Source organism: Vibrio mangrovi (assembly GCF_024346955.1).
Taxonomy (GTDB): domain Bacteria; phylum Pseudomonadota; class Gammaproteobacteria; order Enterobacterales; family Vibrionaceae; genus Vibrio; species Vibrio mangrovi.
On record NZ_AP024883.1, the window covers coordinates 3,461,791 to 3,486,040 of the forward strand.

The window sequence follows — 24,250 nt, forward strand, 5'->3', positions numbered from 1 at the left end:
CGAACCTAGGCCTTCGCCACAGCTAATAAAGCCCCACAACCTAAAAATGCTGACCCAAAGATCTTGTTCAGACGGCGCATAACCGATTCAGATCGGGCAAACCGCCCTAACTTTGCTGCAAGTGTGGTATATGTCAGCATAACTAATGTATCAATGATTACCGTTGTTCCCCCCAAAATGATCAGTTGCATCATTTGAGGTTGCTCCGGTTGAATAAACTGGGGGAAAAGCGCGACAAGGAAAACGATTGATTTCGGATTAGTCAGATTGATCAGCATTGATTTACGTAGCATGGCCCAAGGCTGATGAGAGATTTGAGCATCAGGATGAAAAGGAGTACCGGAATCCCGCCACTTTTGTATTCCCAGCCAGACAAGATAAGCAACGCCAATCCATTTGATGATACTGAAAGCAAGAGCGGATTGCGCAACCAGCGCACCAATACCAGCACCAACCAAAAGAATATGAAAACCTAATCCCAACTGAAGCCCGGCAATGGCAAACAGAGACTTACGGGTTCCGTAATTTAATCCGTTACTGATTGAATTTACGGTCCCTGACCCCGGAGCCAGACTAAAAATAACCGCCGTGGCCACATAAGCCAGCCAGACGTGTAGTTCCATGGGAATTCCTCTATACTAAACTACGCTTAAAAATCTTAGTATTGCGAATACTATCAGCAATAAGTCCGATTATGAACCAACATTCAATACCGACCTACCCTTATACGCAAGAGTCTCTCTTTGAGCAAGCAATCAACAATGATATTTCGTGTTTTTGGGAAAATAGACAAGAGGGAACGATCCCGGCATTTGACCGGAAACAACTCTACTGGTGTCGCTTCACTCATCCCGATCATAACCAGATGATATTTATTGCTAATGGTCGTATCGAATCAACATGGAAATATCAGGAATTACTCTACGACTTATTCAGACAAGGGTATGACATTTATACTTATGATCATCGTGGTCAGGGCTTTTCGGCGCGGCTTTGTGATGATGAACAAATCGGACATGTCGGTGAATTTGATGATTACATACGTGACATGGAAACACTCCTCGAGCATATAGAGACAAAAACTTATCAGGCCCGGTTTCTGTTAGCTCACTCAATGGGAGGAGCCGTGGTCACCCGGTATATTCAGACTCATCCCAGACATGGATTTCATGCGATGGCATTAACGGCACCGATGTTTGGTCTGAATATTCCTCGTCTGCTTCGCCCAATCGCTCTGCCTCTGACTCAGATTTTATCCGGTCTATCTGCAAAACCAACATATGCTCCGGGTTATCAGGCTTACTACCCGAAACCATTTGAAGACAATCCACTAACTCACAGCCAGATCAGATATCAGTGGTTCAGAGCACTTTATGAAGAGCATCCCGAACTAAAAATCGGCGGTCCCAGTACTCATTGGGTCTGGCAAAGTCTGATCGCGATTCGTCAATGCCACCAGCTTACCCGGCAAATCACACTTCCCACCCTGATACTACAGGCAGGTGAAGACACGATCGTCAACAACCATGCGCAAGATTTGTTTTGTCGTAAAGTCGCAAAAACCAATCCGCAGATCGACCTTGTGAATATCGCAGGGGCAAAGCACGAGCTTTTATTCGAAACGGATCAGTACAGAACCCCAACACTGGATGAAATTCTTAAACACTTTTCATCCTGTAGCCCAGATGTATCAGCGGTCTCAGCTTATTGATATATTCCCTTCGACAACACTTAGAGAAAAAGAGGAAAGTCAGATCTGATGATTTTACCCTCTTCTTCCCCTTTATCTTTTCGTAAAATAGTCAATAACGCAGTTTTGTATTTGTTTCTATCTAATGAGGATTTTATGACGTCAACCAGCAAAGATATTCGCATTGTTGCTTCTGACCTTGATGGTACACTGCTCGCCCCGGACCATAAATTGAGTTCATTTACCAAGAGCACGCTGAAAACACTCCATCAGAAAGGTTATACATTTATCTTTGCGACCGGGCGTCACCATGTTGATGTGGCTGGAATCCGGGAAATCGCAGGTATCCCTGCGTTTATGATCACGTCTAATGGAGCCCGTATCCATAGCCCTGATAACCAGTTGATGTTCAGCCGCAACGTACCGGCAGAAATGATCCAGAGTCTGATAGATGTCTGTAAAGATGACGAAGATATCTATATTCATCTATATCATGAAGATCAATGGCTTATCAGTCAGGCAGACGAAGCTCTCAGGCAATATCACAATGATTCCCGTTTTACTTTTCAGTTGTTTGATCCGGAAAACCCACCATTGGATAACGTGTCAAAGATATTCTTCACTCACAAACAACGCAGCCATGACGCTCTGGCACACTACGAAGAAATGCTGAATCAGCGCTTCGCCGGGCGGGTTACTATCGCATTCTCCAGTCCATGGTGTCTCGAAGTCATGGGACCGGAAATATCAAAAGGACATGCACTACAGGTCGTCGCCAATTCACTGGACAAAACGCTGACTCACTGTCTTGCTTTCGGAGACGGTATGAATGATGTTGAAATGCTCTCGATGGCCGGGCGGGGACTTGTGATGAATACTGCCCATGAGAAGGTATTGTCTGCACTGCCGCAAATTGAACGAATCGGCAGTAATGAAGACGATGCTGTTGCGCATTATCTCAACACGCATTTACTGTAAACAGCACTCAGATTTCATAGTCAGTGACAATCTGCACCTGAGGACAGTTCCGGGTTGTCACCATCATGGTGACAACCACTCCGGATCAGCACACTGAATTTACATCAGCATACTGACTTTCTGCACCATCGTTACCGAATCTACAGGTAAGCTTTTTAGCGCGCTACCGGAGTTCTGCGGCAGTATTGCAACCGGACTCAACGAATATTGCTCCAGCGGAATCATCGGACGCTCAATAATCTGAATCAATAACTGTTCGAGCTGACTCGCCAGATGTTGAGGAGAGTATCGTGTTGAGCGGTAAGCAACCAGAACTTCCAGCGATTCTCCGGGCGTCACAAAAATCGTCAGCGGCAGATGTGTATATCCCCGGTTCTCCATTGCTGTCAGTTTCATCCCATCATAATCGGTTGAAAACCAATGATCGTAATTCGGATAGTTATCGACAGATAACATCGTATCAAACCAGCATTCCTTATTTGTGAGCTGCTGTATCTCATCCAGTCCCAACATGTCCTGCTCAGACAAATGGATCTGTTCCGACTGAATCTCCCGTAGCTGTTCAATCAGGGAAATTTCCGGTCGAAGCCGGATACGAACCGGAATTGTATTGGTAAACAACCCGACATAGGACTCAATCCCTTCAATATCACAAAAACGCCCGGATATCGGTGAGCCAAAAACTACATCCTTACGACCTGTCATTGCGCCCAGAACCATTCCCCACACACCTTGCATCAATGAATTCACGGTCAACCCATTTTGTCGGCAAAGTGCGGTCAATTTTTGTGTCATCTGTGGTGATAAGCTGAATGAAGCTTCTTTAACCTGAGTCGCCGGTATTTCGCCCTGATATACCAGTGTCGGTTCAGCACCGGCAAGCGTCCGTGTCCATATTTGTCTGGCAAACGATTTGTCCCGGGATGCCAACTGACTGACAACACGTGCATAACTCTCAGGGCACTCCGGTGTGTCCAGAGTTTCCTGATAGTACGCCCGCAAAAGATCCCGAATCAGAATTGGCATTGACCACCCGTCGATGACTAAGTGGTGTTCAGAAAGAAACAGTGTATGCTGATTATCATGATGATGAACTAATACGGCATAAAGCAACGGTTGCCGGGAATCCAGCATATCAAATGGTCGTAAAACTTCCCGGCCTTCAATTGCTGCCAGAGCACTATCCTGCTCTTCAGAACTCAGAGTGTGGAGGGAACAGATTTCCAGTGGCCATAAGCCTGTGCACCTGTCATCACGGTCATTCGGAACTTCCGGTAACACCTGAACAGGACGACCTAATATACGCAAGTCAAAACGGGCCAGCAGTTGGGGATGACAAAGAACGACTTCATCCAGAGCTCTTTGTAAACGCATTACATCCATCTCTCCGACAAATCTCATTTTTGTCAGTGCATTGTAATTACTATGCTGACTGCCGGAACGAACCATAGACAGCAATCCATCCTGAACGGGTAACGTCGGAATGATTTCCTGAATGGCACCATATACCGCCGTAAACTCTGCTTTTTCTGCATCACTTATCTGAATACCGCAGCCAAAGGAAGGCGGAACAGGTAATGTTTGCCTGTCTTTACGGGACTCAATTTTCAGTGCTATTTTTTCCGGAGTCTTCTGTGCGAAAATATCTTTCGCTTTCAGAATATATCCATGCTGACGCACCCGGTTCACCAATGACATGGCAGAAATACTATCGCCTCCTAACGCAAAGAAATCATCTTCTGCCGATACCGCCGACAAACCAAATAAAGACTGAATCTCCTGACACAGAAAAGTTTCAGTATTAGTCTGAGGGGCTCGTCCTGATTGTCTGGTCAGAGAAACCGGCATTGTCGCCAACATTTTTCTGTCGATCTTGCCATTCGGATTGACTGGCATATGTTCCAGAATCACTATCACTGCCGGAACCATATAATCAGGTAAAACCTGAGACAGAGCCGCTAACAAACTTTCACTATCCGGTTGTCCGGAACACCCTGAATCTAAGACACAAAAACCGATAAGCCGGTGAGTCCCGGCAAAAGGTTGGGCAAGGACGACGGCCTGACTGACACCTTTCTGCACTGACAACGCACTTTCGACTTCCCCTAGTTCTATCCGGTAACCCCGGATTTTAACCTGGTCATCACAGCGCCCGACAAATGCAAGCTGACCATTCTCATACCAGCGAACCAAATCCCCGGTACGATACATCACATCACCGGCAGCAAACGGGTTCGCCACAAAACGCTCAGCTGTCATTCCAGGTTGATTCAGATATCCCTGCGCCATTCCTTCTCCGGCAAGATAAAGTTCTCCGACACAACCTGTTGGGACTGGCATGAGCGATTCATCTAAAACATAAGTCCGGGTATTTGCGATCGGACGACCGATAACCGGCGTATCATCCGCCAGCAGCGTGGCACTTACTGCATCAACCGTATATTCCGTCGGCCCATAGAAGTTTTCCACGATCAATTCCGGATACTGACTGGCCTTTTGCCATAACTTATATGGCACGGCTTCGCTGCCAATCAGAACCAGTGTCGGCACATGAGACCGGGTCATCAACCCAGCCTCCAGCATCTGATAAAACAGTGATGGAGAGAGATCCAAGGAGTCAATACGATCCTTCTCAACAAGCCGGGTCATTTCAAAAGCATCCCGCCGTTGTTCATTAGAATAGATATACAACGTATGCCCGTGGATCATCCATAGGATCTGTTCCCAGGACGCATCAAAAGAAAAAGATGTCGTATGGGCGGCTCTGACTATGGGTAAATCCCGGAATTGCTCCAGCCGGGACAGTGCCCGGCCAAAAACGGTTTTCCTGTGAGACAGTGCCAGATTAAGCAATGCGCCATGACGGTTTAAAACCCCTTTCGGCTTACCGGTCGAGCCTGATGTAAAGATAATATAGGCGGTGTCATCTTTTTCCGGTTGCGGATAATCCTCCGGAAAATGTTCCCATCGACAAAGGAGCTGCTCGACAGCCCATCTCTCCACTGTAGCATTCTGAATAGCTTGCTGTAGATACACTGAAGCATTCGAGTCCGTGATAACACCATGAGGACACGCCTGTTCCAGAATCGCATCAATTCGTTCCTGGGGATAATCTGGATCAATCGGCAAATAAACCGCACCACATTTCATGATCGACAATAACGTAATCACCGCCAGACCACTTCTCGGTAAAGCGACCCCAACAACATGGCCCCGTTGTACTCCGCTACGCAGCAGGCTAGCGGCAACAATACTGACCTGTTCACTCAGTTGTGCAAAGGTCCATGAATACTGTCCGTCACGTAGTGCCACCCGTTCCGGAAACATTCCAACCTGCTGCTGCAATATATCAAGAATCGTTTTGTATTCTCCGGACAAGAGCAACTCAGGCCCGGTAGACCATGTCCGGATATCATTTTTCTCCTGCGGTGGCAGCCATGATAACTCAGCAATCTGCTGCGCCGGGTACGAAGCCAGTTGTTCGGTCAGGTGTGCAAACCTCTGGCCATGGATAGCTAATCCGGCCTCAGTGTATCGCTGAGCACTGGCACATAATTCCAGATAAAATCCATTAGCTCCCGAACAGAGAGAAAATTCAATATCACTGACCGGCTTCCGTATCAACTGATGTGCTTCTGCCACCCCTGCCTCAAGCGGAACATCACCCAGAGACTTTCTAAAATTCAGCAAAGGACCGTCCCATGCTGCATTGCATTTCTCTAGGGACTGACTGAACGCTTCACGCTCATACTGTTGACCATGGGAAACCAGAAATAACGTTTTTCTCAGAGCATGAACCACCATGGGAAAAGACATGTCTGCCGAAAGTGTCAGACTTACGGGACACACTTTCTCTCTGGCACCGAAGAGCGCATCCCCAGAGGCTGAGACCGGCATACCCACAGTCACTTTTTCCTGACCACAGATCAGATAAAGGTAGAGAAACACACAAGCCAGAGCGATTTCAGCGTCATCACATTCCCCAAGATCATGTTGTAATAATGCATCGGACAGCCGGACCACATGATGAATCACTCCTTTTCGGTCCCGGTTCTCCGGTCGGGACGATAAGCCGGGCGGAGATATATTCCGACCATATTGTGACCAGAATTCTTCCGGATGATCATGGTGTTCAGACTGCCGTTCAGCCGAAGGCCATGACGAAACAAATCCGTTCATGTTTTTCGGAGACATAGTGATTAATTCCTTCATGATTTAAACCTGGAGGGGCGAACATTCTGCCAGTTCCGTTCGACATAACAGAGACAGGCCGACTTCTCATCCGGGCCAAAAACCACGTTCCAGCCCTGTGGTACCGGGCTGAATTCAGGCCACAAACTATGTTGGTTTCTGTCATTGGTCAGTACCAGAAACCGATGACTAAGATCATCAAATGGATTGGTATATTTTTCTTCATTCATTATTTTTAGCTACCCTGCCACCCTTCCTGCCAACTAAGGGAAATATTTGTGCTTTATCTACATCAGGAATCCTGTTCAGTACAAATCAGAGTCACGACCGCATCATCCAGAAACAGATAGTGTCCATGACAAAACTGTCTTCCGGTTTGCTGCTGAAGTATCTGGGAAAGTTCAAAGGTGAAGAGGGAATGCTCCGGATCAAGAGACACCAGCCGGGCATCATGAAAATCAAGATATCGCTGGACCAAAGGATAAAGAGCCTTAAAGAGACTCTCTTTTGCCGAAAACATCAGAGAAACGAATGTGGTTTCATCCCAGTCAGTGACACTTCGTATCCGGAGCTCCTGAGGTGTTGCCACCATTTTAGTCACCGACTCACAAAGTGTTTCGTTCATCATATTTTCAACATCAATGCCAATCGATAGCAGTTGACCATTCTTAGCAACAACACTAATTGCAGTATTATCCGTATGGGAAATTGAACCAACAAATCCGTCAGGCCATACTGGTGAGCGATGATTGCCGATACTGACCCAGGGTTCCGAAGCTCCCTGATTCAGTAAAGCATGCTTCGCCGCAATCCTGCCGGCAACAAACTCAGCTTTTCGTTTACTAACGGCCCGTTGCAGGGATTCAGGTAACGTGATGCCCTCTTCCGCTGCTCCGGTTTCATAATGTTCCCGCACGTAGCGATTCATAAAAATAGTCTGTCCACCCAAGCATAACTGCTCTTGCCAGGTCAGAAATGTCATCGCGTATCGTCCCTACATTCGTTCATGTTACCTAAAAATCAAACGACAATGATGGGCCAGAACAAGGGTAAGCCGTCCCGAGTCTGAGCACTCAATGTCGTTTGCCGGGGAAATTGCTCATTATCATTTTTCTGATCTTCCCCGCAAAATACCGACTTCACCGTTGCAGTGCAACAGCAGTTATTAGCATACAACCAATACGCGTATAAACACCAATAAAAAACCTCGGAACTCGCTGCGAAGATCGCATTATTTCCTATATTTCCTACCCATATAGTGTCAATTCTCACGATAACAGCCCAGCTCGAAAATCCAGTTGCCCCCGAATCACAGACCTGAATGCACCATTAGTCACAATAAATTCATCAAATATTCTTTACCTGCGAGTTGCAATCCGTATAATTCCAAATGAAAATGATATTAATAATAATTATCAATTAAATAGAGAAAGTAAGTTCATCTTGCCACCGGAGAACCTCTTCTCCGCTATGAAAACTGACTGCAAACCACCATCGTCAAACACAAGATGATGTAACAGATACACGAAGCACTGATGGCAAACGTTTTGGTTACCAAATCATTTTTCAATGAACATTTAAGGACAAGTATGAAACTCTTAAAAATAAGTTATGCAGTGGCTACAGCATTAACTGTCAACGCAGCTATCGCAGCAGAAAACGGGCAATCTGTCAGCTCAGATGTCATGGTTGTAACCGCAACCTCAAATCAAATGTCACTACAGGATGCTCCGGCTTCCGTTAGTGTCGTCACCAATGAAGAGATCAACCGTCTGCCAGCCACTGATGTTGCCACCGTTTTGGAAAATGTTTCAGGTCTTCGCGTCATTCGTTCGTCCGGCAGTGAGCCATATGTTGTCATCCGTGGTCTGCATAACTCGACAATGGCTCAGGACAACTACACTCTTCTTCTGGTGAATGGCAGAAGAATTAACTCGAGTGAAACATTAATCCGTGGAGCTGGCTTTGACTTTTCCAGCATCCCGATGAGCGCTATCGATCACGTTGAAGTTATCCGCGGGCCAATGTCGGCACTCTATGGCAGTGATGCCCTCGGCGGTGTTGTCAATGTTATCCTGAAAAAACCGACAGAAGAAACCCGGGTCAATGCCAGTGTCAGCTACAGTCAGCCTCAGGAAGGTGACGGCACCCTGCAAAAAGCCAATGCGTTTATCAGCGGTAGTGCGATTCCTGAAAAACTGCATTACACCACGGCTGTTGAAATCAGCGATCTGGACACATGGTTCCCGGATGATGTGACCAATGCTTCCTTTACCGGAAATGCAGAACAGGAAAGACGCGGGATTAACACGGAACTGAGCTGGCTTGTAAACAGTAGCAATAAGGTCTTACTTAATCTGGGCTACCTGAGAGACGACCGGACTTTCCCGAGAACAGACAAATATGACACTTCCGACGACACGGTTTACAACAGTGAAAAATTAACCACCTCATTGGGCCATCAAGGCTTGTGGAGCTGGGGAAGTACAGATTTAAACTACCTGTACGAACACTCGGAAATCGACTCATATAATCCCAGAGAGTTACCCACGCCGACAGCCAATGCAAAACAAAACAATCATACGATTGATGGTCAGCTGGCTATCACCACACTCGACAAACAGATTATTACGACAGGCTTTGATATTGCCTACACGTCGATCAATATCGATCGGAACTACAATGGAAGCCGCTCAGCCACTCAAGACAGTCTCTATCTGCAAGATCAAATAGAACTGACTGAAGCACTCGCGGCAACATTGAGCGGACGGTTTACGAACCATAATCAGTTTGGCAGCGATTTCACTCCCCGCGCCTATCTGGTCTACGGAGTCACGGATAGATTCACACTCAAAGGTGGATATGCCGAAGGATTTAAGACACCGACAATTTACCAGTCTTCCGAAGACTTCTCGATGGCAAGTTGTGGTGGTAGCTGTGAGTTAACAGGAAACAGCAACATCCAGCCACAAGAGTCCAAAAGCTATGAATTCTCCGGTAGCTATCAGGCTGATCGCTGGTTTATTCAGGCAACGGCTTTCTTTAACCAGATTGATGAGATGATATATGTGGATCGTTCTACCAGAGCGACAGGCTTTATCAGTTATAAAAACCGCGACGGAGATGTTGAGTCCAAAGGGCTTGAGCTGGAAGGCGAATTCGATTTAACGGATAGCTTATATCTGACAGCAAATGCAACTTATACCCACACGAAAAATAAACTCACTGATCTGGAACTTGCCAATACCCCCAGATGGCTGGCAAATGCCAATATCACCTGGACAGCAAACGACGAATTATCGATGTTTGCCGGGCTCAATTTTACGGGAAGTCAAAAAGACGAAGATCAGGAGGGAGATAGCAATCACAGTAAACTCAGCGCCTATGCGGTTACAAACATTGGTGCCAGCTACCGTCTGACCGATCAATTTACCATTAAAACCGGCATCACGAATCTGCTGGATAAACGGTTGGACAAAACCGATGAAGATTATGAAGAAAATCTGGTCGGTCGCAGCTACTACCTGACCGTCAACTACGACATGTAATTTACCATATCGATGGTACACAAAGGCGGACTTGTCCGCCTTTTCTGCGGTTATCCCAACTCTCGGGCAAGAATTGCCAGCCACTGTGCTTCCGTCACCGGCATGATCGAAAGTCGGTTTCCCCGTTTAACCAGAGGCATTTGAGCCAGTTCAGGCATAGTTTTCATCTCCGCCAGTGGAATAGTTCGCTGCATTTTTCGGACAAAAGCAACATCAACCATCACCCAACGCGGGTTTTCCGGGGTCGATTTCGGATCGTAAAATTCACTGGCAGCGTCAAAAGCGAAATGATCCGGATAAGCTTCCCGAACGACCTCAGCAATCCCGGCCACACCAACATTTTTGCAGGATGAATGATAGATCAACACCAGATCTCCCACATGTATCTCATCCCGCATCATATTCCGGGCCTGATAGTTTCTGACACCTTCCCAGCAAGAACGCTGCTGAACACATAAAGTATCAATTGAAAATGTGTCGGGCTCTGTTTTAAATAACCAATATGCCATAATGTTATGCTGTTTCTATACGATGCTCCGATGAAGGAAGATATACCATGAAGATACAGAGAATCCTAATACTAAGCCTGCTGTTCCCATTATTTCAGGCCTGTACCTCATCAACAGGTTCCTCTTCTTCAAAACAGGTATATCTGGGGCAATCGACTGAAATTCAGGTTCCCCGGATACTGTTCCGTGGTCAGATCGTAATTGGCCCTCAGACCAGCTCATTTACGCCCTGTCACAGTAATCAGCAATTTTTACTCACCTTACCCGCCGAACAGAATCAGGCTCTCAGCAAACAGGTTACATCGCCTTATCAGGCAATTTACGGAGAGATCATCGGATTCCTGACCGCACCCAGCCAGACAGGCTACAATGCCGACTTCCGGGCCCGGCTCATCGCCCGTCAGGTTAACTATGTTTCAGAGGATGCAGTCAAAGGTTGTAGTCAGCCGGTTCAAAGTACCGAAGCCCGGGGACAAGACCCACACTGGCGTGTGCGTATGACTTCACCGGATACATTTGATGTTACTTTCTCCCGCTTGCAACCTCAGGAATGGTCCTTCAAACTAACCCGCCATACAGTAGAACACCGCGTCTACACCGCACAACAAGGCACACTGACATTATCACCATCACTCTGCCAGCTCAGTGACCAGACTCTGTATGGCTGGATGGCAACATTCAATACTCAGAAAGGACGATATCGTGGCTGCGCCCGGCTGGGAAATCAGGATCCATCCATGTCATGGACAGCAACTTATCAGGCAACATCAACCCAGCAGGAAAACTTCACGGTATCATTAATCCTGAAGGCCGATCATTCGGCTCAAACCTTCTATTATTATCAGAATGATCCGGACCCGATTATAGAAACCGGCTTCTGGCAGGCTCTCAATCAGGATCAGGTACAAGTCGTCATGACACAGCATCAGCAACAGTATCTGCTCTCTCAGCGGATTTTTACCCGGAAGGGCAATCAGCTTTATGCACCGAAAGAACAAGTCGGCCGGCAGATATACGATATCAGCAATGGCGGGCTGACACTCTACCGGACAGCACCATGAGCCGGATTCAGCCCCCGCAGACATGCCCTCGTTGTGGATTGATGTATCAGTGTATCTGTCAGAAAATTCCCCGGCTCAGCAGTGAAGTAGAACTCTCGCTGCTGACTCATGAAAGAGAACTTCCCCGGGAAACCAATACCGGCCGATGGCTGGTTCATGCGTTGCCACAATGCCATTCATTCTTATGGCAACGCAAACAGCCCTGTGAGAAATTTCAGCAACGGTTAGATAAGGAACATTTATTTCCGGTGCTGCTCTTTCCTTCCCCACATGCCCTATCTGTTAATGATGTCAGCCAGCGTGCTCGGGAAGGCCACAAGAAACCCCATTTTATTCTACTCGACGGCACCTGGCAGGAAGCCCGGAAGATGGAAAGAAAAAGTACCTGGCTGGCAGAGATTCCCCGAGTACAAATCACCCCGGATTCGGCTTCAGCTTACCGGCTGAGACGTAACCAGCAGCCCGACGCACTCTGTACACTGGAGGTTATTGCAACATTGCTCCAGCAATTAGGAGAAGACAGACACGCACAGGCATTAAAACAGTTTCTCTACCAGTTCATGGATGCGCTGTCGGCAGATAAAAGCGGACATGCCAGTCACCGGGAATGAAGCTACTTCAGAGGCTTGGGTTTTCCCAGATAAAATCCCTGCATATAATCGACGCCCATATCTTCCACAATACGACAAATCGTTTCGTTATGAACGAACTCGGCAACCGTTTTGGCATTGAGGACCTGACACAGTTGAATCAACTGCCGGGCGATCTTACGCTGTTTCGGATGATGATCGATATTGCGAATTAAACTACCATCAATTTTGATCACTTGTGGTTCAAGCTTAATGATCTCATCAATATTCGAATAACCGCTACCAAAGTCATCCACGATAATTTTTACGCCCAGTTTACGGAAGTGATTGCAGACATCAATCATGTGTCCATAGTCTTTGATTTGCTCGGTTTCCAGAACCTCAAGCCCGACCCGGGACGGGTCATCCAGCAGACGAATGGCATTTTCCAAATGATCCAGCGTCCGTTCGCTCATAAAATCCTGAGGTGACAAATTAATTGAGAATGACTCAGTCCGGGGATTCATAACTTCAAAAGTCCGGGTAATCAGCTGTCGGCTCAGATGAGTATACAAATGCGTTCCTTCAATAACCGGCAGAAAATGACCGGGCAGAATAATTTCACCATCATCTTCGATACGAACCAGCATTTCATAAGAAGAAACCCGATGATTATCCGCTTCGACAATTGGCTGGGCATAAACCAGTACATGATCATTCAGAATTGCCCGGCTCACACAGGACAGCCAGTTGAGCTGTTCCTGACGAAGCACTTCCTGATGACGCAGACTGCCGGCATCGCAGAAATGCTTATTCTCCTGAGCGGCGATTCGTCTGGCTTCAATGGATTTCATCAGTAAATCATCAACATCTTCATCCGGAAAACTGCGCTTACTCACCATTCCGGTACAAATCGAAACCGAAAGATAATCAACTTCTGGCAGCCCGGCCGGTTCAAAGTTCATATTTTCCAGCTGATCGATGAACAGAGAGAGCTCATAATGAATCCCCTCAGAGGAATAGTTGCTGGCAAACACAGCAGCCCATTCACCGATGCCGATCGAAAACAGAGTGCTTCTTCCAGGCAATTCTTCTTCTAAAAATTGTACAAAGTAGCGGGTAAGATCCTGAACAATCTGATCGCCAACCTGATAGCCGTACTTTTCATTAATACGGCTGAAATTGGTCAGTTTAACGGATAGCAAATGTTCATTCTCAGCTAACCGGGCCAGCCTTTCCCGAAGCATCGCCCGGTTCGGTAAACCGGTCAGCGGGTCGGTCCGGTAACTTTGCATCAACGCTTCTGCCTGAGCCTGAAGTTTATTGGCCATATTCAGATTCATTTCATCCAAGTCCAGAAAAGAGTTCCGGATCAGACTGAACAACGGAGAAACAGATCCCAGATAGTGAGCATCCACTCGGGATCTACGGGCCGGAGGACAATCTCCTTCTCTCAGTGCCAGAAACGTCATACTGTGATGCATGATTTTCTGCCGGAAAAACTCACCCATACAATAACAACCGTCGGTATTAGCGACTTTCTGTAATGGCTGGAACTCCTGATTCTCTTCCATAAAGCTCAGACGGGAAACACAGCTATAAACGAAAAACTGTTGTGGCTGAGAGGATTCCAGCTGGCGGGCTTTCAGGTAGACCTGTTCTAAAGTCAGCAACGGGTGATCATAGCTAAAACGTACCTTATCTCCGACTTTCAGTGGATAATCGAAGCTGATACCTTCATCAAGTGTCTGGCTCAGTGGGATAAAAGTATGCTGGTTAGGGCCTTCTTCCCCCAGAAATGGAAAATTCTGTAAGAACTCAAAAGGCAGCTCATTCCCATTGCCGAGATACTGGTTGTAAACCCGCCGGATAGGAAGGTCATCCAGCCGGTAAACAATATCCTGTTTCACCTCAGTGACCTCAAACGCCTTTCCGATCGGGTTCCATTCAGAATATCCGGCAGTTGCCTGCCAAAGACGATGACCATGCATTGCAACAGCAACAAATGCATTGTGATAAATCTCTTTGCCGTATAAGACCCACTGACCATGCCGGGTCATACAGGAACAACCACCAGCAATCGGTAAATTTTCCGGTGCAGTCGAAAAAATCCTGAAAAAAGATCGAGTGGCTAAATCGAACCGATCAGCAAAGCAGATCATAGCTTGCGTTTTGAGGCCAATATTCAGATCGCGTAGTAACAGCTCACTATTCTGCTCTAACTCATCTTCATAAGGCACTATCGAGCTGGTCAGTGAGGTTTCCTGAAATACCGAGATCAGAACCAGCGTTTTACGAAAATAGATCTCACTGTGATAGATGACTTGCTCACTACTTAATCCAAGCAAATGAGCCTGCGGAAAACGCTCAAGAATCACCCCGGCCATCTCCAGAACCGTCGTCTGTACCTGATCGGAAAAAAGCTGAACAAGCATCGTTTGCTGTTCATCAAACGATAACCGGGCCAGCTGCGCTTTCAAATCATGGCAATCATCAAGCAATAAAGAAACGGTGAACATGGACTGTGTACACTACCTCGTTCAATCATCATCCGAGCGTGCAAACAACATAGTGGGTCATTACACGATAACAACATATCTCAGACATGGTACGCTTACAGTAAGTGTAACAAACTTTGTAACTGATGGATCTCCAAGTCCGGTAACAGCATCGCAGCATGTGCCGTACGCATATTTTTTCGTCGGTCATTCAGCCAGCAAGCACCGAAACCATTCATTTTTGCACCGTAAACATCCGTTCTCAGATGATCACCCACATGCAAAATATGGGAGGAAGGCAAACCCAGATCGCGTTGTGCTTTCACAAATAAATCGGGGTAAGGTTTAGAAAATCCATCCGGACCGGCTTTCAGGATCCGCTGAAAATAATGTCCCAGACCAATCTTCTCCGGATCAACATTACCGTTGGTAATGGCTACCAGCGGAATTTTACGGCTCAATAAAGTCAAAACCTGATGGGTTTCTTCAGGAACATCTATCTGGTTACGCCAGTAAAACATTTCATTAATTGCGTCTTCGGCTGCGTTCCGGGCATCATGGGCTGCATACCCCAGTAGTATCAAACCCTGCATTACATTTTCATAACGCCACTGAGTTACATCATGAACCAGTTCTGGGGATGACTGAGCTAAAGAAGCTTTCAGCTGCTTCCACCACTCATCCGGACGCAATGCACTAATTGGATGATTCAGATGCATCCAGTCCAGCATTTTATTTTCCAGCCGCCGAATCACCGGAACGTTATCGTAAAGCGTATCGTCCAGATCAAATGTCATCGCCTGAATAGAAGGAAGAAAACGATAGTAATACATAAGTTATGGTTTCCGTTTTTTCTTTGCCCGGGGATGAGCCTGATCGTAGGCCTGAGCTAAATGCTGAAAATCCAGATGCGTATATATCTGAGTCGTTGAAATATTCTCATGACCAAGCAATTCCTGCACAGCCCGGAGATTATGGCTCGACTCCAGAATATGAGTAGCAAAAGAGTGGCGTAATTTGTGTGGGCTGATATGACTGGCAACCGACTGCTTCATCCCCCATTCAGACATTCGTTTCTGAACATTACGATGTGAGATTCGGCTTCCCCGACTGGAAACAAACAGAGCAGGTTCATCACTACGGGCAAGCTGCCCCCGGACTGCAATCCACTTTTTCACCCAAATCACAGCCTGACCGCTAAACGGAACTTTACGTTCTTTATTCCCTTTCCCGATAACCCGAATCTCCCCAAGCCCGAGATGGATATCTTTCAGATTCACACTCACCATTTCAGCCAAACGTAATCCGGCACCATACATCAATTCCATCATCGCCCGGTCACGAATAGCCAGTGGGTCATCCTCATTGACTTCCAACAACTGAGCAACTTCATCGACATCCAGATTTTTAGGTAAGGGTCTTTTTTTCTTCGGTGCTGAAACACCTTTCGCCGGATTCGCCGCCAGCTCGCCTCTCAAAACCAGAAAATCGAGAAAACTCCGTAACGCAGACAAGCGAGTCGACAGACTGCTGGCCTTCATGCCATCACGCATTCCTTTTGCTGCAAGCTGTCTGACCCAGGCTGAGTCCAGTTTCTGCCAAACGGTAACACCCTGCTCAGCCAGATAAGCAGCCATCAGCGTCAGTTGTTGCTGATAGTTCCGCCGTGTATATAAACTCAACCCCTTCTCACTTCTCAGATATTCATAGAAGCGCTGAAGGGGTTGTTGTAGTCCATCCGGCAGTACCGGGCTTTCAGTATTCATCACGACGACTCATCACAAATATACTTGTACTATGAACTTTTCCACGGCAGAACACGCATCAGATGTGTCAAAACCGCAGCCAGATAACGCAGAAAGAGCGTATCCATACTCGGCTGGAAGTGCCCACCATCTTCACTGGAAAATGCCAGCACACCATGCATGGTATCGCCTCTGACCGGGAGAACAACATAAGAACCGAATTCGGGAGCTAATGAAAGTTCTCCAAACAAACCATCCCGGTCAGCTTTGCGCATTCTTCCCAGATAAGCACTGTTCCCATTAAAATAGTTCATGGCAAAACGTTGCCAATACTCCTGATCCAGAGCGTACTGTGCCGGAGCATCAGACAGACGGACATGTGCTTTCAGAGATAATTCCTGAGCTTTATGTTCAATTGCCCGGATAACCTGAGACAGGTCATCACACTGAAACATCTGCTCCTGCAAGTCCATAAATGCATGGAAGGTCCGGTCATTACTTGCAGCCAGAGACATCAGTGCCGTGATTTCTTCTTCCAGCTCCTCGATCCGGTGCCTCTGCCGATTCATCTGAATATGAACCAGCGACACCGCACCAAGCTGCTGATGAGGAAGCGCCAGCCGATCTACCAACTCCGGCCGACTCATAAAAAAGTCAGGATGATTTTGCAGATACTCGGCAACCACCTCAGCAGTTAACACATCATTTTCATCAAATTCAGTTTCAGTGTTTGACACGACAACCCTTTCTAACAGCTTGTTTCAACAACTTTTTAGCAATTCTTCTTTTAACAAGAGATCTGACCATCGAAAACATGGGTAGCAGGACCAGTCATAAATAAAGGCTGCCCCGGCCCTTTCCAACAGATTTTCAGCTCTCCGCCAGGCAGATGAACGCTAACGTGCTCACCCAGTTGCTCCTGAACAATCCCTACAGCAACAGCGGCACAAGCGCCGCTGCCACACGCCTGCGTTTCACCGGCACCACGTTCATAGACGCGCAACCGGACTTCATTCGGATTCACAACCTGCATGAAACCGGCATTTACCCGTTCAGGAAAACGCTCATGAGATTCGAGTAACGGACCAAGCGTCTCAATATCCGCCGTATCAACATCATCAACAATCGTGACCACATGCGGATTTCCCATACTTACTGCACCACAGAACAAGGTTTGCTCCGCCACCCGTAAAATATAGGTCTTTTCTGACTGCTTCGCTTTAAACGGGATTTTTGCCGGTTCGAACTCCGGCACACCCATGTTGACCGTAATCTGATCATCGTCTTCAACATTCAGCACCATTTTTCCTTTTTTGGTACTGACATGAATACTGTATTTGTTCGTCAGACCTTTGAGACGAACAAATCTGGCAAAACAACGCGCACCATTCCCACACTGTTCAACTTCACTGCCATCGGAATTGAAGATCCGATAATGAAAATCCGTTTCCGGATCATAGGGAGCTTCCACCAACAGCAGTTGATCAAAACCGACACCGGTATGCCGGTTTGCCAGACGGCGAATCAGCTCCGGTGAAAAGAAAATATTCTGGGTAATACAGTCTACGACCATAAAGTCATTACCCAAACCGTGCATTTTAGAAAAATGAAAATGCATAGGCCTTTTTACTCCGGTAAAACACTTTCCAGGGCCCACAAACTACTGAGCGGCTCACGCTGGCGCACCAGATGAACCTGCTCACCATCGACCATCACTTCTGCGGCACGTGAGCGTGTATTGTAATTGGATGACATTGCAAACCCGTATGCACCAGCAGAACGAACCGCCAGAATATCACCTTCCTCAAGAACAAGCTCTCGCTCTTTACCGAGAAAATCGCCGGTTTCGCAGACTGGCCCAACCAAGTCATAAACTTGTGCAGCACCGCTTCGCGGAATGACCGGAACAATATTCTGCCATGCCTGATACAACGCAGGCCGCATCAAGTCGTTCATCGCTGCATCTATGATTGCAAAATTCTTGTGTTCGGTATGTTTCAGAAATTCAACCTTCGTCAGTAACACACCCGCATTTGCAGCAATCGCCCGTCCCGGTTCGAAAACCAGTTCCAGATCCTTATGGTTCTCCAAACGAGAGAGCAGTGCTTTTGCATATTCTGCCGGCTGTGGTGGTGTCTCTTCATGATAGACAACCCCTAAACCACCGCCGACATCCAGATGACGAATATGGATACCTTCAGCTTTCAGATTATCAATCAGAGCCAGCAAGCGGTCGGTTGCATCGATAAATGGTTCAATTTGTGTCAACTGCGAACCGATATGGCAATCAATACCATGAACCTCAAGATGTTCCAGTTCATGAGCAAGACGATACACTTCAGGTGCGCGTTCAAAAGCAATACCAAACTTATTGTCACGCAACCCAGTCGAAATATATGGATGTGTTTTAGCATCAACATCCGGATTGATCCGCAAAGATACCGGAGCTTTAACTCCCAAAGACTGTGCGACACAATTCAATCGGTGTAACTCAGGTTCAGACTCGACATTGAAGCATTTAATCTTCAGTTCAAGTGCACGTTTCATTTCAGCTTCAGTTTTACCGACACCGGAAAATACAATCTTCGCTGGATCACCTCCGGCAGCCAGAACTCGTTCCAGCTCACCGCCGGAAACAATATCAAAACCGGACCCCAAACGCGCTAATGCACTCAAAACGCCTAAGTTTGAATTTGCTTTCACTGCATAACAAACCAGATGAGGATGTTCCCCAACAGCCTGATCAAACGCATGCCAGTGACGTTCAAGCGTCGCCTTAGAATAAACATAAAGCGGTGTGCCATAGTCCTTTGCCAATTCTGCTAAACGGACTTTCTCAGCCCAAAGTTGGCCATCATCCTGGTAATTAAAGTAATCCAAAATATTTTCCTACAATTATCAACAACTAAGGATTAAGGTTGTGTCTGTTCTGTTTGCGGCGTGTCGTCCTGAGGCATATACAACGGACCTGTCTGTCCACAACCTGCCAACGCTAACACGCACAGCACCAAAAGTGCAGTAAACTTTTTATTCATTTTGCATATATCGTGATTATTCATTCAATGATCCCTATAATCGCACCAGATTCAGGAAAAGCAATAGGATGTGAGGATGAACGACACTGAATTCCACCAACTTGTCGATCAAATGCTGGAACAAATCGAACAAATGATTGATGACTCGGGTGCAGATATCGACTATGAAACCACCGGTAATGTAATGACGCTCGATTTTGAAGATCGCAGTCAAATCGTGATTAACCGTCAGGAACCGATGCATGAAATCTGGCTGGCTTCAAAATCAGGAGGATTCCATTTCCAATATAATGAACAACAATGGATTTGTTCAAAAACTGGTCTGGAGCTGCTGACGTTAGTCAAACAGGAATGTGACAAACATGCCGGAGAATCGATAGACTGGGATTGATTCCATCCTTGTCAGCAACACCAATCGATATTAAAGGCTGAGCGTCCCGGCGGACAAATTATTATCCATACAAAACATTGCAGCTAGAAACTTAAACGCCGGGGCTCTGTGACATGAACATCCCCGAGAGAGAAAGCATAAGAAAGGTGGTGATTCAGGCGTTTACGGCTCTTGTCGGGCCGGTGCCGGAAGAAGTATCACTCCGGTAAGGGATAATATAGTTGCTGCCGTCATCGGCGTGAATAACCTGATAATACTGTGGCAAATTGAAATTAATCAGTTTCGATGCCACCTTCTTCTCATCCCGCATTGATGTGTAGAATCCGTTCAGGCTGGTAATCATTTCATCTTTACTACCGCTAAACTGATGATAAACCTCAACCCGGTTCGACTCATCAAGCACATAGATATTAAAACCGGCATCGGTATCTTCAAAGAAAAACTGAATTAACCCTTCACTGGCAAAACCGTCAATCGCCTCGGGCAGGTGATAATCCTGCTCCCGATCGATCATCATCAATGGGGAACCTTTGAGTTTATTCGTCGAGATACTGCGATAAAAATCGACCGAATTTTCCAGTCGCTGTACCGAAACACCCCGCCGCTCAAAGAACAGCCCATACATCTGGCGACCAACACGCAACGCTTTAAAACGACGGCGCTTTTCCTGCTCGACTTCGACCGGTTTCAGACGTAAATCAATACACTCAGCCAGCAATTGATAGATAGCATTGCGGATCAGACCGCGCAGGTTTTTACTATAACAAAAAACATCAACAGACTCCGGGGGCAAAGCATCCTGATGCATTTTGCACAGTACAGTTTTTAACGCATCGAGTATCGCGGTTTCCCCTTCAAAATGCAGGGTTCTGACTTCATGCCATGAATTGCGATAGACCAAGTCAATACTGCCGACCAGACAATGCTGCTCCGGACCGAAACTCAAAATATCAACGGATTTTAAATCAACCCGCAACGACTTTCCGGAAACCTCATAAGTCGGATCCTGTTCGAAATTAATAAACATCGCCAACTGGCTGATTTCACACGGACTGGCCAATGCATGCATGGTCGGACGACGCTTATGCAGCGAAAATGTATTTCTCAGATCACCGACCATCTGATAGAACTTATCAATATCCAGCTGCGCATCCTGAACGACCGCCTGTAATCGCGTCGATTCAGTGATCAGGCCATTAAAAAATGCCCATGCCACCAGCTTACTCAGATATTCATGGTGCTCCAGATAGCGTTGTCCCATCATCCGGCGCGGAACCAACGGCTGCTTATACAAATACCAGCCGGGAGGATTACTGCGGTTCTCCTGCACTTCAATAAAAGTCAGGTCCGGTTCGTGCAGGTCAGGAGAAATCTGTGGATTAAGCTGGGTTACTTTTCCCGGAAGAATTTCAAAAGCAGCATAAAGTTTACGGGAAAGAATTGAGATATCCTGAGGGCTGATTGATGAAGTAATATCGTTCCGGCGGGCAAACTGAATCAGATTACGATAGCTCTGCATTAAAGCATCCAGTAATCCGGTATGCATAAAGGCGACCTGCTCGACTTTCCAGTTACGCCGGTTATCCAGTTCAGCAATCACACTCTCAGACCAATCCCATGACTGAGTCAGTTCTTCTAACGCCATACGTCGCCACGGAACAGAACCAGCTCCAGGTTCGCGGGATAGCTTTTCATGCGTTTTCAGATAAAAACAGCGCCGCACCAGATCCAGCCGCGACTGGTCATTGATCCGCTCTAAATAACGGGTCACTTTTTCCAGCATCAGATAATAAGCATCCATCCCATAAAGATCCGGCTCATGGGTGAAAAAACGTCGCTTCGTATCGATACTTAATAACTGAGTATGAGGATATTCCCAGGAATAGGCCTCAAGCAGGATAGCTTTCAGAACAGATTTATAAGGAGAATCAATACTCTTATATAGCTGCCACAGACTGGCACCAAAATACTCTTCTGCCGGAATATGATTCAACCGACCAAAATCAAACCACTCAACACATTTGATATAAGATTTGCTACACAGATGGCTGACATACTCGTCATAGCACTCTTCCATCTCCGGTGGAATAATTTGCCACAGGAGCCGTTTTCCGGCCATGCGTACCGCCGAGCGGTAGAATTCATCAAGTAACAGCAAGTGTTGTGAAGATCCACAGTTTTCACCGGTCATTTCATCCGATTGCTTACACCGGAAACGTTGCTCATCCATGATGAAAAAGTTGGCTTCGACCCCCTGAGTTTTCGCCCAGTCAGTGATCAGCAGGCACTTATTAGCCAGTTTTTCCCGGCGGCCTGCACTCATCAGCGAAGACACGCAAACCCAGATATCCAAATCGCTGGATGTACTCTGACCAATCGAAGAGGTACTTCCCATGGTGTACAGCCCCTGAATTTCAGGTTCGCTGGATATCGGTAACGACTGTCCCAGAGTCAGCTCAGTATCATGAATAAACTGCTGCTGCATTTCATCCGCCTGAAATCCCCAGACGCCGGAAGGAACATCTTGATCGTAATAGCCGGGAATCACTGGATGGTTGAACTGAAAAAATGCGGGGATCAAGTGAAAAACACGTCGACTTTGTAAATCCATTAATGCCAGCGCACGCTCTGTACGTTGCCGGTTCAGATTATCTAATCTTTTGATTAAAGTCTCAGTGTAAGTCTGCAAGGGTAATATCCTTGGTTGAATCAAAACTCAACGATCTGTTTGCTCTTTATGCAAATCTGCCGTTAAAACGTGATCAATTTAACACTTTATGTATCAATGGTAAAGCAAACTCTCCCGGCATTCCCTTATGGAAAACGCGGAGAATTTGAGAACTGTTTTCATTGACACACATCTCACTCATGCTGTCTGATAATCATAGCTCAAACTATAAACAAGAGCTACATCACAGAATTTAAATTAGACTATGGTCGTATATCTCAAAATTTACAAGTTTTCTTGTTTACTTTTTCATTAGAGAAACGACAAACCGCAAATGCTATCTTTTCAAACGGTTGGGTGAACTTGGGGATCGAAAAGAACAGTGATAGGATATTGCTTATTATCCTTCCCAGATCAACTGACTATATATGACTGATTCATCGCCTATCCGTATTGCTACCCGTAAAAGTCCACTAGCCCTCTGGCAGGCAAACTATGTCAAGGATGCGCTTCAGGCCGCCCATCCGGGATTAATGGTCGAACTTGTCACGATGGTGACCAAAGGAGATGTGATTCTGGATACACCGCTGGCAAAAGTGGGTGGCAAAGGGTTATTTGTCAAAGAACTCGAAGTCGCAATGCTCGAAGGACGAGCGGATCTTGCGGTCCATTCAATGAAAGATGTCCCGGTTGAATTTCCGGAAGGACTGGGGCTGGTCACAATCTGCGAACGCGCCGATCCCCGCGATGCATTTGTCTCTAACAATTATCCGGGGTTCGATGAACTCCCTGAAGGTGCGGTCGTCGGCACCTGTAGCCTGCGGCGTCAGTGTCAGATCAAAGCGGCCCGCCCGGATATTATTATCAAAGAGCTTCGGGGGAACGTCGGAACACGGCTCGCCAAACTAGATGCCGGAGAATATGATGCCATTATTCTTGCTGCCGCAGGCCTGAAACGCCTGAATCTCGAAGACAGAATCCGGAATTATCTCGAACCTGAACAATCTCTGCCGGCTGTCGGCCAGGGAGCTGTAGGTATTGAGTGCCGTCTGAATGATGAACGATTGATTGAGTTACTGAAACCACTCAATCATCCGGAAACGGCTGACAGAGTTCGCTGTGAGCGTGCGATGAACACTACTCTCCAAGGCGGTTGTCAGGTACCGATCGGTAGCTACGCGCTTCTGGAAGGTGATGAACTGTGGCTACGAGCGCTGGTCGGTGAGCCTGACGGCAGTCAGATTGTCCGGGGAGAAATTAAGGGACACCGGCAGGATGCAGAACAACTGGGTGAAACACTCGCACAGCAGCTCTTACAGCAAGGCGCTCAAGAGATTCTCTCCGCCCTTTACCATGAGCACGACTGA

At 46.8% G+C, this 24,250-nt stretch carries 20 protein-coding genes; 7 read left to right on the forward strand and 13 right to left on the reverse strand.

What is annotated here, in order from left to right:
- Positions 1-5: 5 nt before the first annotated feature.
- Positions 6-623 carry a homoserine/homoserine lactone efflux protein gene (gene rhtB, locus OCU74_RS15445; RefSeq protein WP_087481909.1) on the reverse strand — a complete coding sequence of 206 codons (618 nt, stop codon included), beginning with the start codon at positions 621-623 and terminating at the stop codon, positions 6-8.
- 71 nt (positions 624-694) lie between these two features.
- Here rhtB and OCU74_RS15450 point away from each other — a divergent pair, with 71 nt between their 5' ends.
- A complete protein-coding gene (locus OCU74_RS15450) occupies positions 695-1,711 on the forward strand; it encodes an alpha/beta fold hydrolase (RefSeq protein WP_087481910.1) in 1,017 nt (338 codons plus the stop codon).
- A 135-nt stretch (positions 1,712-1,846) separates the two neighbouring features.
- Positions 1,847-2,668 carry a Cof-type HAD-IIB family hydrolase gene (locus OCU74_RS15455; RefSeq protein ID WP_087481911.1) on the forward strand — a complete coding sequence of 274 codons (822 nt, stop codon included), beginning with the start codon at positions 1,847-1,849 and terminating at the stop codon, positions 2,666-2,668.
- A gap of 99 nt (positions 2,669-2,767) precedes the next feature.
- Here OCU74_RS15455 and OCU74_RS15460 read toward each other — a convergent pair whose 3' ends face one another.
- The 3 genes from OCU74_RS15460 to OCU74_RS15470 form a co-directional block, all read right to left on the reverse strand.
- Positions 2,768-6,880, reverse strand: coding sequence for a non-ribosomal peptide synthetase (locus tag OCU74_RS15460; protein ID WP_087481912.1), 4,113 nt, complete (start codon positions 6,878-6,880; stop codon positions 2,768-2,770).
- Positions 6,877-7,089: an MbtH family protein gene (locus tag OCU74_RS15465; protein ID WP_087481913.1), complete on the reverse strand. Its 213-nt coding sequence runs from the start codon at positions 7,087-7,089 to the stop codon at positions 6,877-6,879. The genes OCU74_RS15460 and OCU74_RS15465 overlap by 4 nt, the downstream gene beginning before the upstream one ends.
- A gap of 62 nt (positions 7,090-7,151) precedes the next feature.
- Positions 7,152-7,841 (reverse strand): 4'-phosphopantetheinyl transferase family protein, encoded by a 690-nt coding sequence (locus OCU74_RS15470; protein ID WP_087481914.1) that lies wholly within the window; start codon positions 7,839-7,841, stop codon positions 7,152-7,154.
- 607 nt (positions 7,842-8,448) lie between these two features.
- Here OCU74_RS15470 and OCU74_RS15475 point away from each other — a divergent pair.
- On the forward strand, positions 8,449-10,407 hold the full coding sequence (locus OCU74_RS15475) for a TonB-dependent receptor plug domain-containing protein (RefSeq protein ID WP_087481915.1): 1,959 nt from the start codon (positions 8,449-8,451) through the stop codon (positions 10,405-10,407).
- A gap of 50 nt (positions 10,408-10,457) precedes the next feature.
- On the opposite strand, the gene OCU74_RS15480 is transcribed toward OCU74_RS15475, so the two are convergent.
- Positions 10,458-10,916, reverse strand: a complete 459-nt coding sequence (locus OCU74_RS15480; protein ID WP_087481916.1) for an EVE domain-containing protein — start codon at positions 10,914-10,916, stop codon at positions 10,458-10,460.
- A gap of 47 nt (positions 10,917-10,963) precedes the next feature.
- Between OCU74_RS15480 and OCU74_RS15485 the strand changes: the two genes are divergently transcribed.
- On the forward strand, positions 10,964-11,977 hold the full coding sequence (locus tag OCU74_RS15485; protein WP_087481917.1) for a hypothetical protein: 1,014 nt from the start codon (positions 10,964-10,966) through the stop codon (positions 11,975-11,977).
- On the forward strand, positions 11,974-12,588 hold the full coding sequence (locus OCU74_RS15490; protein ID WP_087481918.1) for a tRNA-uridine aminocarboxypropyltransferase: 615 nt from the start codon (positions 11,974-11,976) through the stop codon (positions 12,586-12,588). The genes OCU74_RS15485 and OCU74_RS15490 overlap by 4 nt, the downstream gene beginning before the upstream one ends.
- Positions 12,589-12,590: 2 nt before the next feature.
- Here the strand turns inward: OCU74_RS15490 and OCU74_RS15495 are convergent, their stop codons facing one another.
- The 7 genes from OCU74_RS15495 to lptM all read right to left on the reverse strand — a co-directional run bounded on the left by OCU74_RS15495 (position 12,591) and on the right by lptM (position 19,824).
- A complete protein-coding gene (locus OCU74_RS15495; protein ID WP_087481919.1) occupies positions 12,591-15,065 on the reverse strand; it encodes a bifunctional diguanylate cyclase/phosphodiesterase in 2,475 nt (824 codons plus the stop codon).
- Positions 15,066-15,160: 95 nt separating this feature from the next.
- A complete protein-coding gene (gene yigB, locus OCU74_RS15500; protein ID WP_087481920.1) occupies positions 15,161-15,877 on the reverse strand; it encodes a 5-amino-6-(5-phospho-D-ribitylamino)uracil phosphatase YigB in 717 nt (238 codons plus the stop codon).
- Positions 15,878-15,880: 3 nt separating this feature from the next.
- Entirely contained in the window at positions 15,881-16,810 is a 930-nt protein-coding gene (gene xerC / locus OCU74_RS15505) for a tyrosine recombinase XerC (RefSeq protein ID WP_087481921.1), read from the reverse strand.
- A gap of 29 nt (positions 16,811-16,839) precedes the next feature.
- On the reverse strand, positions 16,840-17,526 hold the full coding sequence (locus OCU74_RS15510) for a DUF484 family protein (protein WP_234993612.1): 687 nt from the start codon (positions 17,524-17,526) through the stop codon (positions 16,840-16,842).
- A gap of 50 nt (positions 17,527-17,576) precedes the next feature.
- Entirely contained in the window at positions 17,577-18,407 is an 831-nt protein-coding gene (gene dapF, locus OCU74_RS15515) for a diaminopimelate epimerase (protein WP_087481922.1), read from the reverse strand.
- Between the two features lie 8 nt (positions 18,408-18,415).
- Positions 18,416-19,669: a diaminopimelate decarboxylase gene (gene lysA, locus OCU74_RS15520; protein WP_087481923.1), complete on the reverse strand. Its 1,254-nt coding sequence runs from the start codon at positions 19,667-19,669 to the stop codon at positions 18,416-18,418.
- Between the two features lie 32 nt (positions 19,670-19,701).
- A complete protein-coding gene (gene lptM / locus OCU74_RS15525; protein WP_087482045.1) occupies positions 19,702-19,824 on the reverse strand; it encodes an LPS translocon maturation chaperone LptM in 123 nt (40 codons plus the stop codon).
- A gap of 76 nt (positions 19,825-19,900) precedes the next feature.
- Here lptM and cyaY point away from each other — a divergent pair, with 76 nt between their 5' ends.
- Positions 19,901-20,215, forward strand: coding sequence for an iron donor protein CyaY (gene cyaY / locus OCU74_RS15530; protein WP_087481924.1), 315 nt, complete (start codon positions 19,901-19,903; stop codon positions 20,213-20,215).
- A gap of 154 nt (positions 20,216-20,369) precedes the next feature.
- Here cyaY and OCU74_RS15535 read toward each other — a convergent pair whose 3' ends face one another.
- Positions 20,370-22,904, reverse strand: coding sequence for a class I adenylate cyclase (locus OCU74_RS15535; RefSeq protein ID WP_087481925.1), 2,535 nt, complete (start codon positions 22,902-22,904; stop codon positions 20,370-20,372).
- A 407-nt stretch (positions 22,905-23,311) separates the two neighbouring features.
- On the opposite strand from OCU74_RS15535, the gene hemC reads away from it, so the two are divergent.
- Positions 23,312-24,250 carry a hydroxymethylbilane synthase gene (gene hemC, locus OCU74_RS15540; protein WP_087481926.1) on the forward strand — a complete coding sequence of 313 codons (939 nt, stop codon included), beginning with the start codon at positions 23,312-23,314 and terminating at the stop codon, positions 24,248-24,250.

Coding starts and splice junctions, on each gene's coding strand:
- lptM (WP_087482045.1), bottom strand. CDS start 19,824: ATGAATAAAAAGTTTACTGCACTTTTGGTGCTGTGCGTGTTAGCGTTG.
- OCU74_RS15460 (WP_087481912.1), bottom strand. CDS start 6,880: ATGAAGGAATTAATCACTATGTCTCCGAAAAACATGAACGGATTTGTT.
- OCU74_RS15455 (WP_087481911.1), top strand. CDS start 1,847: ATGACGTCAACCAGCAAAGATATTCGCATTGTTGCTTCTGACCTTGAT.
- xerC (WP_087481921.1), bottom strand. CDS start 16,810: ATGAATACTGAAAGCCCGGTACTGCCGGATGGACTACAACAACCCCTT.
- cyaY (WP_087481924.1), top strand. CDS start 19,901: ATGAACGACACTGAATTCCACCAACTTGTCGATCAAATGCTGGAACAA.
- OCU74_RS15475 (WP_087481915.1), top strand. CDS start 8,449: ATGAAACTCTTAAAAATAAGTTATGCAGTGGCTACAGCATTAACTGTC.
- OCU74_RS15465 (WP_087481913.1), bottom strand. CDS start 7,089: ATGAATGAAGAAAAATATACCAATCCATTTGATGATCTTAGTCATCGG.
- OCU74_RS15495 (WP_087481919.1), bottom strand. CDS start 15,065: ATGTTCACCGTTTCTTTATTGCTTGATGATTGCCATGATTTGAAAGCG.
- dapF (WP_087481922.1), bottom strand. CDS start 18,407: ATGCATTTTCATTTTTCTAAAATGCACGGTTTGGGTAATGACTTTATG.
- OCU74_RS15450 (WP_087481910.1), top strand. CDS start 695: ATGAACCAACATTCAATACCGACCTACCCTTATACGCAAGAGTCTCTC.
- OCU74_RS15470 (WP_087481914.1), bottom strand. CDS start 7,841: ATGACATTTCTGACCTGGCAAGAGCAGTTATGCTTGGGTGGACAGACT.
- OCU74_RS15480 (WP_087481916.1), bottom strand. CDS start 10,916: ATGGCATATTGGTTATTTAAAACAGAGCCCGACACATTTTCAATTGAT.
- rhtB (WP_087481909.1), bottom strand. CDS start 623: ATGGAACTACACGTCTGGCTGGCTTATGTGGCCACGGCGGTTATTTTT.
- yigB (WP_087481920.1), bottom strand. CDS start 15,877: ATGTATTACTATCGTTTTCTTCCTTCTATTCAGGCGATGACATTTGAT.
- OCU74_RS15490 (WP_087481918.1), top strand. CDS start 11,974: ATGAGCCGGATTCAGCCCCCGCAGACATGCCCTCGTTGTGGATTGATG.
- OCU74_RS15485 (WP_087481917.1), top strand. CDS start 10,964: ATGAAGATACAGAGAATCCTAATACTAAGCCTGCTGTTCCCATTATTT.
- hemC (WP_087481926.1), top strand. CDS start 23,312: ATGACTGATTCATCGCCTATCCGTATTGCTACCCGTAAAAGTCCACTA.